Raw genomic sequence first — 11,967 nt, forward strand, 5'->3', positions numbered from 1 at the left:
CCGGGACGGGCACCTGAATTACCTCACATCCGTTCGGGCTGAGCTTGTCGAAGCCTTGCGCGATTCGAACGGCGTGAAGGTGCTCAACGGACCATACACGGCCGCTTGTTGTCGAAAGTCCATCCCGGGATCAGGTATTGCATCGCCTGCGCATCGTTGCGAGCGCCCAGACCGTGCTTCAGGTACAGCTGGTGTGCCTTCTCGACCTCGTCCATGTCGAGCTCCACGCCCAGGCCGCCGCGCGTTGGCACCTTCACGAAACCGCCTTCGATCTGCAGCGGCGCCTTCGTGAGGCGCTGGCCGTCCTGCCAGATCCAGTGCGTGTCGATGGCCGTGACCTTGCCGGGTGCGGCAGCCGCCACGTGCGTGAACATCGCGAGCGACACGTCGAAGTGGTTGTTCGAATGCGAGCCCCAGGTGAGGCCCCAGGCCTGGCACAGCTGCGCCACGCGCACCGAGCCTTGCATCGTCCAGAAGTGCGGGTCGGCCAGCGGAATGTCGACCGACTGCAGCGAGAGGCTGTGCACCATCTCGCGCCAGTCGGTGGCGACCATGTTGGTGGCGGTGGGCAGGCCGGTGGCGCGGCGGAACTCGGCCATCACCTCGCGGCCCGAGAACACGCCTTCGGCGCCGCACGGGTCTTCGGCATAGGCCATCACACCGTGCAGGTCACGGCACAGGCGGATCGCGTCCTGCAGCAGCCAGCCGCCGTTGGGGTCGAGCGTGACGCGCGCCTTCGGAAAGCGCTCGTGCAGCGCGCGAATGGCTTCGACTTCTTCCTCGCCGCGCAGCACGCCGCCCTTGAGCTTGAAGTCGGTGAAGCCGTAGCGTGCATGCGTGGCTTCGGCCAGGCGCACGATGGATTCGGGCGTCATCGCTTCTTCGTGGCGCAGGCGAAACCAGTCGTTGTCGGCGCCAGGGTCGGTCTCGTAGGCCAGGTCTGTCTTCTTGCGGTCGCCCACGTAGAAGAGGTAGCCGAGCATCTGCACCGCATCGCGCTGCTGGCCTTCGCCGAGCAATGCGGCCACGGGCACTTCGAGGAACTGGCCCAGCAGGTCGAGCAGCGCGGCTTCGACGGCGGTGACCGCATGGATGGTCACGCGCAGGTCGAAGGTCTGCTGGCCGCGGCCGCCGCTGTCGCGCCCGGCGAAGGCAGTGCGCAGGCTGTTGAGCACGGCGTTGTGGTTGCCGATGGGCTGGCCCACGATGAGGCCGCGCGCATCTTCGAGCGTCTGGCGGATCTTCTCGCCGCCGGGCACTTCGCCCACGCCGGTGTGGCCGGCACTGTCGGTCAGGATCAGCAGGTTGCGCGTGAAGAACGGGCCATGCGCGCCGCTCAGGTTCATCAGCATGCTGTCGTGGCCCGCCACGGGAACCACGCGCATGCCGGTGACGACGGGCGCGCCCGACACGGCCTTGGGCGCGGCGCTGGAAATGGATTCAGGACTTGTCATCTTCGGGCTCGGTGCCTCAGTCTGCAGTGATATGACGGGTTTCGATCAATGTCTTCCAGCGCGTCCACTCGCGCAACTGGAAGGCGGTGAAATCTTCAGGGGTGCTGGCGACGATCTCCAGGCCCTGGTCGAGCATGCGCTTCTTCGTCTCGGGGTCCTGCATCGCAGCGATCACCGCGTCGCTCAGCTTCTTCTTCAAGGCAGGCGGCAAGCCCTTCGGTGCGGCCATGCCCTGCCACGAATAGACCTCCGCACCCTTCACACCGGCTTCGGCCAGCGTGGGCACGTCGGGCAGCACGGGCGAGCGCTTGTCGCCGGTCACGGCGATCGCGCGCAGCTTGCCCGCGCGGATGTGCGGCAGCACGGCGTTCACGTTCTGGAACGAGAAGTCGACCTGGTTGCCCAGCAGATCGTTCACCGCCGGCGCGCCGCCCTTGTAGGGCACGTGCACGCCTTCGGTCTTGCTCTGCTGCCAGAAGAGTTCGGCCGAGAGGTGATCGGACGAGCCGTTGCCCGAACTCGCGAACGAGACCTTGCCCGGCGTCTTGCGCAACAGCGCGAGCACGTCGGCCACCGTCTGCTCGGGCCGCGCGACATTGGCGACCAGCACGTTGGGCGCCTGCACCGGCACGCTGATGTAGTCGAAGTCCTTGGTGGCGTCGTAGGGCACGCTTTTCTGCAGGTGCGGCGTGACGACGAAGGCGCCCAGCGAAGACACCAGCAGCGTGTAGCCGTCGGGCGCCGCGCGCTTGACGAAGCCGGTGCCGATGGTGCCGGTGGCACCGGGGCGGTTGTCGACGACGAAGCTGCCGCCGAGCTTGGTCTGCAACTGCAGCGCCAGCGCACGCGCCACCATGTCGGTGGAGCCACCGGCGGGGAACGGCACGATGATGGTCACCGGCTTCTGCTGCGGCCATGCATCGGCTTGCGCCCAGGCATGCAAAGGCAGCGTGGAAGCGGCGGCGAGCGCGAGGCTCGTCGCGAGAAGCGCTCGCCTGGACTTCGTCCGCGGTTTTTGATCGGGCATGACTCTGTCTCCTTCTGTTCTCTTTCGGCGCTTGCCGGCCGCAAGGCCGGGCTTCGCGCGGAGCTTCCTGCTTACTGCGGGCCGAGCGTGGCGATCAGCGCCTTCAGCTCTTCCATCTCCGAGGGCTTCAGGTCGGTCAGCGGTGCGCGCACCGGGCCGGCGTCGTGGCCGACGATCTTGGCGCCGGCCTTCACGATGCTCACGGCATAGCCCGGCGTGCGGTTGCGCAGGTCCAGGTAGGGCATGAAGAAGTTCTTCAGAAGGCGGTGCTGCGTGGCGAAGTCGTCGTTGGCGACTGCGTGATAGAAATCCATCGCCGTCTTCGGGATGAAGTTGAAGACAGCCGACGAATACACCGGCGTGCCCATGGCCTTGTAGGCCGCGGCATAGACCTCGGCGGTCGGCAGGCCGCCCAGGTAGGCGAAGCGGTCGCCCATCTTCTGGTAGATCGCGACCATCGCCTCGATGTCGCCCACGCCGTCCTTGAAGCCGACGAGGTTCGGATTGCGGTCGGCCAGGCCAGCGAGCGTGTCGGGCTTCAGGCGGCTGGAGGCGCGGTTGTAGACGATCACGCCGAACTTCACGCTCTTGCACACGGCTTCGACGTGCGCGGCCAGGCCTTCCTGGCCGGCTTCGGTGAGGTAGTGCGGCAGCAGCAGGATGCCGTGGGCACCGGCCTTTTCCGCGGCTTGCGCGCACTGGATGGCAAAGCGCGTCGGGCCGCCGGCGCCGGCAATGATCGGCACCACGCCGCGGCAGGTGTCCACTGCCGTCTGGATGATGCCGGGGTACTCGTCGCCGGTCAGCGAGAAAAATTCGCCCGTGCCGCCCGCGGCGAACAGCGCGCTCGCGCCGTACGGAGCCAGCCATTCGAGCCGCTCGACGTAGCCCTTCTTGTTGAAGTCGCCGTTGCTGTCGAAGTCGGTCAACGGGAACGAGAGCAGGCCGGAGCCCATGATGGTCTTGAGTTCTTGCGGGTTCATGGGAAAAAGTCCAGTGAAGATGGGGATGAGGAAAAAGAGAAAGAGTTGGTGGCCGGTCAGTCGAGCTTGAGATTGGCTTGCTGGATCACCTGGGCCCAGCGCGCACGCTCCTTGGCGAAGAACTGGTCTTGCTCGGGCGAAGTCATGGTCACGACCTCGGCGCCCTGACCTGCGAGGCGAGCGCGGATGTCGGGCGTGCGGATGATGCGCACCAGTTCCCTGTTGAGCCGCGCGACCACTGCGTCGGGCGTGCCGCGCGCAGTGACCACGCCTTGCCACGTGCCCGACTCGTACCCGGGAACGCCCTGCTCCGAGATGGTCGGCACGTTGCCGATCAGAGGCATGCGCGTGGGCTTGGACACCGCGATCAGTTTGAGCTTGCCGCTCTGCACATGCGGGTAGGTGGCGAGCATGCCGTTCATCAGCACCTGCGTCTGGCCGGCGACGGTGTCGAGCACGGCCTGCACGCCGCCCTTGTAGGGCACGTATTCCCACTTGGCGCCGCTCTTGCGCTGAAGCTCCACGCCCGCCAGATGCGCGGTGCTGCCGCTGGCCGTCACAGCAAAGTTGAAGTCGCTCTTCTTCGACAGCTCGACCAGTTCCTTCAGCGTATTGGCCTGCACCGACGGGTGCACCACCAGCAAGTGCGGCGAATAGGCCAGCATGGCCACGCTGCGCAGGTCCTTGGTGGGATCGAACGGGAGCTTGGGATACAGCGACGGGCTGATGGCCAACGCGCCCAGGTCGCACAGCATGAGGGTGTGGCCGTCGGCCGGGGCCTTGGCCAGCATGTCGGCGCCCAGGTTGCCGTTGGCGCCCGCGCGGTTCTCGATGACCACGGGCTGGCCCAGTGCGTCGGACAGCGGCTGGCTGATGGAGCGCGCAATGATGTCCGACGAGCCGCCCGGCGGGTACGGCACGATGAGCCGGATCGGCCTGGACGGCCAGTTACCACCGCCGCTCTGCGCAAAAGCGCTGGCCGGCAGGCTGGCGGCGAGTGTGGTGGCGAGGGCGGCGCCCAGTGCGCCGCGTCGGTTGATGGTCATGCTGATGTCTCCGTGGATTGGACTTGTCCGAAGCTTCGCCCGGATGCCCAAGCGAGAGATCAGTCATCGTACAACTACAAAAACAACTTGTCCAGATTGAGATCTGAAAAATTCAGCGCGAAGGAAGGCTCAGGACGAAGCGGCGCCGTCGGCACCGCCGACACCCGCACTGCCCGCCGCCGCCTCGGCCTTCGCCTTTTGCTGCTGCGCAGCCTCCTGCGCCATTCGCAGGCGCTCGCGGCTGTTGGTCAGGTGAATGCGCATGGCGGCACGCGCCGATTCGGGATCGCGCCGCGCGATGGCCGCGTAGATCTCTTCATGCTCGCGGTTGACGCGGCTGAGGTACGCGCCGCCGTCCTGGATGCGGATCGCGCTGATGCGCGTGCGCGGAATGATCGTGGTGCCCAGGTGCCGCATGATGTCGGCGAAATACGGGTTGCCGGTCGACTGCGCGATCTGCAGATGAAAGCGGAAATCGTGCGCCACGGTGTCGCCCGCGACCGCCACGTTGTGCTCGAAATCGTCGAGCGCCTGGCGCATGGCCATCAGTTGCTCGTCGGTGCGCCGGCTCGCGGCCAGTCCGGCGGATTCGGTCTCCAGGCTGATGCGCAGCTCCAGCACCGCCAGCACATCGACCGAGGCGGCGATCTCGCCCGGATCGAGGCGAAACACCCCGCCCGGTCGCGGCTGCAGCACGAAGGTGCCGACGCCGTGCAGCGTTTCGACCAGTCCGCCGGCCTGCAGCTTGGACAGCGCCTCGCGCACCACCGTGCGGCTCACGCCGTAGGCCTGCATGATGGCCGACTCGGTGGGCAGCTTGTCCCCCGGGCGCAGCGACTGGCTGCGGATCTTCTCGCCCAGGTCTTCCACCAGCCCGTGCGCCAGGCCGCGGGAACGCGGGCGCGGGCGTCCCACGAAGGCCGCATGGCCATCCGCCGGACCGGCTTGCGTCGCCGCATCTGAAATCAAGGGATTACCCGCAGTCGTCTGAACCATGCCCAAGATAATAATCTCCATCTAGTTGTACGACAACAGATAACCTATCACCAAGACCGCTTCGATGGCCGTTTCGTGAAGCATTCGACGATCTGCCTGCCCGGCATCGTACCGGCGGCTTTCGGCGGCGGCGCTTCGTTCAAAGACCCCTTCATCTCAGCCTGGACCCCATGTCGACGCCCCAACCTGCCTCCCACAACAAGCTCGAACGCCTCCTGCTGACCGGCGCGGCCGGCGGCCTGGGCAAGGTGCTGCGCGAAAGCCTCAAGCCTTATGCCCGGGTGCTGCGACTGTCCGACATCGCCTCGCTCGCCCCCGCCGCCGATGCGAGCGAGGAAGTCGTGCCCTGCGACCTGTCGGACAAGGCGGCGGTGCATGCACTGCTGGAAGGCTGCGACGCCATCGTGCACCTCGGGGGCGTGTCGGTCGAGCGGCCGTTCGAGGAAATCCTCGAAGCCAACATCAAGGGCATCTTCAATGTGTATGAAGCCGCGCGCCGCCACGGCGTCAAGCGCGTGGTGTTCGCAAGCTCCAACCACGTCATCGGCTTCTACAAGCAGACCGAACATATCGACGCCCACGCCGCGCGCCGGCCCGACGGCTACTACGGCCTGTCGAAGTCCTTCGGCGAAGACATGGCGCAGTTCTACTTCGACCGCTGGGGCATCGAGACGGTGAGCATCCGCATCGGCTCCTCGTTTCCCGAGCCGCTCAACCGCCGGATGATGAGCACATGGCTCAGCTACCGCGACCTGACGACGTTGATCGAGAAGTCGCTCTTCACGCCCGACGTGAAGCACACGATCGTCTACGGCATGTCGAACAACCGCGACGTGTGGTGGGACAACAGCGCCGCGGCGCATCTGGGCTTCGTGCCGCAGGACGGCTCGGAGGTTTTCCGCGACAAGGTCGAGGCGCAGCCGCCGGTCGCGCCCACCGACCCCAACGCCATCTACCAGGGCGGCGCCTTCACCGCGCAAGGACCGTTCGGCGATGCAAGCTGAACTGGTGCTCGATGCGCGCAACGGCACCGGCGAAAGCCCGGTGTGGCACGCCGCGGAGCAGGCGCTCTACTGGGTCGACATTCCCGCGCGCACGCTGAACAGCTGGCATGCGAGCGAAGGCACTGCCCATTGGCAGGCCGATGAAATGATCGCCTGCATCGCACCGCGTGCGGACCTTGCCGGCGCGTGGATCGCCGGCATGGAAAGCGGCATCTTCTCGCTGCAGCCGCGGGCCGACGGGACGCTGGTTGCGACATCGCTGGCACCCGTGGCGCACGCCGCACCCACCATGCGCTTCAACGACGGCCGCTGCGACCGCCAGGGCCGCTTCTGGGCCGGCACGATGCTGCTCGACATGGCCGCGGCCGCCCCGGTGGGCCGCCTCTACAGCTACACCAACGGCAGCAACAGCGCGAGCCTGCAGCTCGAAGACCTCATCGTGCCCAACGGCCTGGCCTTCAGCCCCGACGGCCGCACGATGTACCTCTCGGATTCGCATCCGAGCGTGCAGGCCATCTGGGCCTTCGACTACGACACCGACTCCGGCACGCCCAGCAATCGCCGTCTCTTCGTCGACATGAAGCCCTTGCCCGGCCGCCCCGACGGCGCGGCCATGGACGTGGACGGCTGCTACTGGATCTGCGGCAACGACGCGGGCCTGGTGCACCGCTTCACACCCGACGGCCGGCTGGACCGCTCGCTCGAAGTGCCGGTGAAAAAGCCCGCGATGTGCGCCTTCGGCGGCCCGTCGCTGGACACGCTCTTCGTCACCTCCATCCGCCCCGGCGGCATCGACCTGTCCGACCAGCCGCTGGCCGGCGGCGTGTTCGCGCTGCGTCCCGGCGTGGCGGGCGTGCCCGAAACAGCCTTCGGCAGCTGAAACCCTTCTTTTTTCCCGTTTTCAACAACCACCCCCCAGAGGAAGAGACAAATGAAATTGCACAAGACCCTGATCGCACTTGCCGTGGGCGCCGCAGCCGCGCTGTCCACCATGGCTGCAAGCGCCACCGAGTTCCGCTCGGCCGACATCCACCCCGACGACTACCCGACCGTGACCGCGGTCAAGTTCATGAGCGAACGGCTCAAGGCGCTGTCGGGCGGCAAGCACACCATCCGTGTGTTCAACAACAGTTCGCTGGGCAGCGAAAAGGACACCATCGAGCAGACCAAGATCGGCGCGCTGCAGATGGTGCGCGTGAACATCGCCCCCATGAACAACATCTGCGCCGAGACGCAGGTGCCGACCATGCCCTTCCTGTTCCGTTCGGTGGACCATCTGCACAAGGTGCTGGACGGCCCGATCGGAGAGGAAATCCTCAAGTCGTGCGAGAAGCAGGGCTTTGTCGGACTGGCGTACTACGACAGCGGCGCGCGCTCGATGTTCACCGCCAAGAAGCCGGTGCGCAGCTTCGCCGACATGAAGGGCCTGAAGGTCCGCGTGCAGCAGTCCGACCTGTGGGTGTCGATGCTCGAAGCCATGGGCGCCAACGCCACGCCCATGCCCATGGGCGAGGTCTACACGGGCCTGAAGACCGGCCTGATCGACGCCGCCGAAAACAACTACCCCACCTATGAAAGCGCACGCGCCTTCGAAGTGGCCAAGTACTACAGCAAGACCGAGCACTCGATGGCCCCCGAGATGTTGCTGTTCTCCAAGCGCGTGTGGGACAAGCTCTCCGCCGAAGAGCAAGGCTGGATCCGCCAGGCCGCCAAGGAGTCGGTGCCCTACATGCGCAAGCAATGGCAAGAGCGCGAGATCAAGTCGCTGGCCACGGTGAAGGCCGGCGGCGCCGAGATCATCGACGTCGACAAGGCCCCGTTCCAGGCCGCGATGAAGCCGGTGTACGACAAGTTCATCACCGACGCGAAGCTCAAGGACTTGGTCAAGCGCGTGCAGGACACGAAGTAACAAGCAAGCCGGATTGTTGAATTGGCTCCTTCCCCTTCCGGGGGAAGGTTGGGATGGGGGCAAGCGGCGCTTGTTCGGCGCAATGCTTCATCGAATGCCGCTTGCCCCCACCCCTGCCCTCCCCCGGAAGGGGAGGGAGAAAGACAAAGAAGAACTCTCATGTACACCAAACTTTGCCGCACCCTCGCCCGTGCCTGCATGTGGTTGGGCATCCTCGGTCTCGTCGCGGTGATCTGCGCGGTGAGCTGGCAGGTGTTCGGCCGCTACGTGCTCAACAACACCCCCACCTGGGCTGAAAGCCTCGCGCTGCTGCTGGTGATCTACGTCACCATGTTCGGCGTGGCCGTCGGCGTGCGGGATGCAGGCCACATCGGCCTCGAATCGTTCCTGGTGCTGGCGCCCGACTGGCTGCGCCTGAAGATGGAATACCTGATCCACGCGCTGATCCTGATCTTCGGCCTCACCATGGCCTGGAACTGCGCCTCGCTCGCCGAATCGGTGTGGGACTACCGCCTGCCCACGCTCTGGATCTCCGAAGGCTGGAAATACGTGCCCGCCTCCGTGGCCGGCGTGCTCATCGTGATGTTCTCCATCGAACACATCATCGCGCTCGCTCAGGGCCGCGAAGTCGAACCTGCCTGGGCTTGAGCCAACATGACCATTCCTCTCCTCATTCTGAGCCTCTCGTTCATCGTCTTCCTGCTGCTGGGTGTGCCGGTCGCGTTCTCGATCGGGCTCTCGGCCCTGGCCACGCTGCTGTATGAAGGCCTGCCGCTCGCGGTGGGCTTCCAGCAGATGACCTCGGGCATGGGCATCTTCTCGTTCCTTGCGATTCCGTTCTTCATCTTCGCCGGCGAGCTGATGCTCTACGGCGGCATCGCGGACCGCATCGTCAACTTCGCGCGCAACCTGGTGGGCCATGTGCGCGGCGGCCTGGGCATGTCGAACGTGGTGGCCTGCACGCTGTTCGGCGGCGTCTCGGGCTCGCCCGTGGCGGACGTCTCGGCCATGGGCGCCGTGATGATCCCGATGATGAAGAAAGAGGGCTATCACGCCGACTACGCAGTCAACGTGACCACCCACGCGGCACTGGTGGGCGCGCTGATGCCGACCAGCCACAACCTGATCATCTATTCGCTCGCGGCGGGCGGCAAGGTGTCCATCGCGGCGCTGATCCTGGCGGCGCTGCTGCCGGCGGCGGTGCTCACCATCAGCAACCTCGCGGCCGCCTACCTGGTGGCGGTCAAGCGCGGCTACCCGGCCGGCAGCTTCCCGGGCTGGGCCATCGTGGCGCGTTCGTTCGCGGCGGCCCTGCCGGGCCTGTTCATCGTGGTGCTGATCCTCGGCGGCATCCTGTCGGGCATCTTCACGGCGACCGAATCGGCCGCGGTGGCGGTGCTCTATGCACTGGGCCTCACGATCTTCGTGTACCGCACGCTGAAGTGGGAACACTTCATCAAGGCAGCCTCGAAAGCCGTGCGCACCACGGGCGTCATCCTGCTGCTGATCGGCATCTCCAGCACCTTCGGCTACCTCATCAGCCTCTACGGCGTGGCCGAGCTCACGGGCCAGATGCTGTCGCAGATCACCACCACGCCGTGGATGATCTTCCTGCTCATCAACATCATCCTGTTCGTGCTGGGCACCTTCCTGGACATGGCCGCGACCATCCTGCTGTGCACGCCGATCTTTTTGCCGATCGCACAGCACTACGGCATGACCTCGGTGCAGTTCGGCGTGGTGATGTTGATCAACTGCGCGCTGGGCCTGAACACGCCGCCGGTGGGCACCACGCAATTCGTGGGCTGCGCGATCGGAGGCGTCTCGGTGGGCACGGTGATGAGGACGATCTGGCCGTTCTACGGTGCGTTGATCTTCGCGCTCGGCGTGGTCACATTCGTCCCTGCTTTCTCCACCTGGCTCCCAGGCCTGTTCATGGTGGTGAAGTAAGCCAAGAAAGAGCTCCACGATGGCCGACACAACCACCCGCCCCCCGCTCTACATCCGCATCCACGCGGCAGACAACGTCGCCATCGTCGCGAACGACGGCGGCCTGAAAACGGGCGCGACGTTCGCCGACGGCCTCGTGCTGGTGGACAACGTGCCGCAAGGCCACAAGGTCGCGCTGACTGAACTGGCCGAGGGCGATGCCATCGTCCGCTACAACGTGGTGATCGGCTACGCGCAGAAGGCGCTGCCGCGCGGCAGCTGGGTGCACGAGCGCGTGATGCGCATGCCCACGGCGCCCGAGCTCGAAGGCCTGCCCATCGCGACGGTCAGGCCGCCGGCCATGCCGCCGCTGGAGGGCTACACCTTCGAGGGCTACCGCAATGCCGATGGCTCGGTGGGCTCGCGCAACATCCTGGCCATCACGCAGACCGTGCAGTGCGTGGCCGGCGTGACCGAATTCGCGGTGCAGCGCATCAAGGCCGAGCTGCTGCCCAAATACCCCAAGGTCGACGACGTGGTGGCGCTGGAGCACAGCTACGGCTGCGGCGTGGCCATCGACGCGCCCGACGCGATCATCCCGATCCGCACGCTGCGCAACATCAGCCTCAACCCCAACTTCGGCGGCGAGGTGATGGTGGTGAGCCTGGGCTGCGAGAAGCTGCAGCCCGAGCGCCTGCTGCCGCCGGGCACCATTCCCATTGCCGACCAGCGCGGCGGTGGCGTTGCCGGCGAAGCGCTGGACGTGGTGTTCCTGCAGGACGACGCGCACGTCGGCTTCATGTCGATGATCGATTCGGTCATGCGCCAGGCCGAAGTGCATCTCGCACGCCTGAACGCGCGCCGGCGCGAGACCGTGCCCGCGAGCGAACTCGTGGTCGGCGTGCAGTGCGGCGGCAGCGATGCCTTCTCGGGCGTGACCGCGAACCCGGCCGTGGGCTTTGCCACCGACCTCCTGGTGCGCGCGGGCGCCACCGTGATGTTCTCGGAAACCACCGAGGTGCGCGACGGCATCGACCAGCTCACCTCGCGCGCCTCGTCGCCCGAAGTGGCCGAGGCCATGATCCGCGAGATGGCCTGGTACGACGCCTACCTGCAGAAGGGCCGCGTCGACCGCAGCGCCAACACCACGCCCGGCAACAAGAAGGGCGGGCTCTCCAACATCGTCGAGAAGGCGATGGGCTCCATCGTGAAGTCGGGCTCGGGGCCGATCTCGGGCGTGCTCTCGCCCGGCGAGAAGGTCAGTCAGAAGGGCCTGATCTACGCGGCAACGCCCGCCAGCGATTTCATCTGCGGCACGCTGCAGCTGGCCGCGGGCATCAACCTGCACATCTTCACGACCGGCCGCGGCACGCCCTACGGGCTGGCCGAAGTGCCGGTCATCAAGGTCGCCACGCGCAGCGATCTTGCGCGCCGCTGGCACGACCTGATGGACGTGAACGCGGGCCGCATCGCCGACGGCGACGCCACCATCGAGGACGTGGGCTGGGAGCTGTTCCGGCTGATGCTCGATGTGGCCAGCGGCAAGAAGAAGACCTGGGCGGAGCACTGGAAGCTGCACAACGCGCTGGTGCTGTTCAACCCCGCGCCCGTGACCTGAC

Annotated in this window: 11 protein-coding genes; 6 read left to right on the top strand and 5 right to left on the bottom strand. The window is 66.3% G+C overall.

The window, feature by feature from the left end:
- Positions 1-83: 83 nt before the first annotated feature.
- The 5 genes from gudD to ABIC90_RS15175 all read right to left on the bottom strand — a co-directional run bounded on the left by gudD (position 84) and on the right by ABIC90_RS15175 (position 5,506).
- On the bottom strand, positions 84-1,454 hold the full coding sequence (gene gudD / locus ABIC90_RS15155; protein WP_354355219.1) for a glucarate dehydratase: 1,371 nt from the start codon (positions 1,452-1,454) through the stop codon (positions 84-86).
- Between the two features lie 16 nt (positions 1,455-1,470).
- Positions 1,471-2,481: a Bug family tripartite tricarboxylate transporter substrate binding protein gene (locus tag ABIC90_RS15160; protein WP_354355221.1), complete on the bottom strand. Its 1,011-nt coding sequence runs from the start codon at positions 2,479-2,481 to the stop codon at positions 1,471-1,473.
- 71 nt (positions 2,482-2,552) lie between these two features.
- On the bottom strand, positions 2,553-3,464 hold the full coding sequence (kdgD, locus tag ABIC90_RS15165; RefSeq protein WP_354355223.1) for a 5-dehydro-4-deoxyglucarate dehydratase: 912 nt from the start codon (positions 3,462-3,464) through the stop codon (positions 2,553-2,555).
- A 56-nt stretch (positions 3,465-3,520) separates the two neighbouring features.
- Complete coding sequence (locus ABIC90_RS15170; RefSeq protein ID WP_354355225.1) at positions 3,521-4,510, bottom strand: Bug family tripartite tricarboxylate transporter substrate binding protein; 990 nt, start codon at positions 4,508-4,510, stop codon at positions 3,521-3,523.
- Between the two features lie 129 nt (positions 4,511-4,639).
- A complete protein-coding gene (locus tag ABIC90_RS15175) occupies positions 4,640-5,506 on the bottom strand; it encodes a FadR/GntR family transcriptional regulator (RefSeq protein WP_354355311.1) in 867 nt (288 codons plus the stop codon).
- Positions 5,507-5,676: 170 nt separating this feature from the next.
- Between ABIC90_RS15175 and ABIC90_RS15180 the strand changes: the two genes are divergently transcribed.
- From ABIC90_RS15180 to garD, 6 genes are all read left to right on the top strand, one after another.
- Positions 5,677-6,510 carry an NAD-dependent epimerase/dehydratase family protein gene (locus ABIC90_RS15180; protein WP_354355227.1) on the top strand — a complete coding sequence of 278 codons (834 nt, stop codon included), beginning with the start codon at positions 5,677-5,679 and terminating at the stop codon, positions 6,508-6,510.
- Complete coding sequence (locus ABIC90_RS15185) at positions 6,500-7,390, top strand: SMP-30/gluconolactonase/LRE family protein (RefSeq protein WP_354355229.1); 891 nt, start codon at positions 6,500-6,502, stop codon at positions 7,388-7,390. Before ABIC90_RS15180 ends, ABIC90_RS15185 begins: the two co-directional genes overlap by 11 nt.
- A gap of 51 nt (positions 7,391-7,441) precedes the next feature.
- Entirely contained in the window at positions 7,442-8,419 is a 978-nt protein-coding gene (locus tag ABIC90_RS15190) for a TRAP transporter substrate-binding protein (RefSeq protein WP_354355231.1), read from the top strand.
- 159 nt (positions 8,420-8,578) lie between these two features.
- Entirely contained in the window at positions 8,579-9,067 is a 489-nt protein-coding gene (locus ABIC90_RS15195; protein ID WP_354355233.1) for a TRAP transporter small permease, read from the top strand.
- Positions 9,068-9,073: 6 nt separating this feature from the next.
- Positions 9,074-10,369, top strand: a complete 1,296-nt coding sequence (locus ABIC90_RS15200; protein WP_354355235.1) for a TRAP transporter large permease — start codon at positions 9,074-9,076, stop codon at positions 10,367-10,369.
- 19 nt (positions 10,370-10,388) lie between these two features.
- Positions 10,389-11,966 (top strand): galactarate dehydratase, encoded by a 1,578-nt coding sequence (gene garD / locus ABIC90_RS15205; protein ID WP_354355237.1) that lies wholly within the window; start codon positions 10,389-10,391, stop codon positions 11,964-11,966.
- Position 11,967 lies beyond the last annotated feature (1 nt).

This window comes from Variovorax boronicumulans, from assembly GCF_040544675.1.
In the GTDB taxonomy this organism is placed as follows: domain Bacteria; phylum Pseudomonadota; class Gammaproteobacteria; order Burkholderiales; family Burkholderiaceae_C; genus Variovorax; species Variovorax boronicumulans_D.

Bases quoted from the DNA above. Each gene is read 5' to 3' on its own strand.
- garD (WP_354355237.1), top strand. From the start codon at position 10,389: ATGGCCGACACAACCACCCGCCCCCCGCTCTACATCCGCATCCACGCG.
- ABIC90_RS15200 (WP_354355235.1), top strand. From the start codon at position 9,074: ATGACCATTCCTCTCCTCATTCTGAGCCTCTCGTTCATCGTCTTCCTG.
- kdgD (WP_354355223.1), bottom strand. From the start codon at position 3,464: ATGAACCCGCAAGAACTCAAGACCATCATGGGCTCCGGCCTGCTCTCG.
- ABIC90_RS15180 (WP_354355227.1), top strand. From the start codon at position 5,677: ATGTCGACGCCCCAACCTGCCTCCCACAACAAGCTCGAACGCCTCCTG.
- ABIC90_RS15175 (WP_354355311.1), bottom strand. From the start codon at position 5,506: ATGGTTCAGACGACTGCGGGTAATCCCTTGATTTCAGATGCGGCGACG.
- ABIC90_RS15195 (WP_354355233.1), top strand. From the start codon at position 8,579: ATGTACACCAAACTTTGCCGCACCCTCGCCCGTGCCTGCATGTGGTTG.
- gudD (WP_354355219.1), bottom strand. From the start codon at position 1,454: ATGACAAGTCCTGAATCCATTTCCAGCGCCGCGCCCAAGGCCGTGTCG.
- ABIC90_RS15160 (WP_354355221.1), bottom strand. From the start codon at position 2,481: ATGCCCGATCAAAAACCGCGGACGAAGTCCAGGCGAGCGCTTCTCGCG.
- ABIC90_RS15170 (WP_354355225.1), bottom strand. From the start codon at position 4,510: ATGACCATCAACCGACGCGGCGCACTGGGCGCCGCCCTCGCCACCACA.
- ABIC90_RS15185 (WP_354355229.1), top strand. From the start codon at position 6,500: ATGCAAGCTGAACTGGTGCTCGATGCGCGCAACGGCACCGGCGAAAGC.
- ABIC90_RS15190 (WP_354355231.1), top strand. From the start codon at position 7,442: ATGAAATTGCACAAGACCCTGATCGCACTTGCCGTGGGCGCCGCAGCC.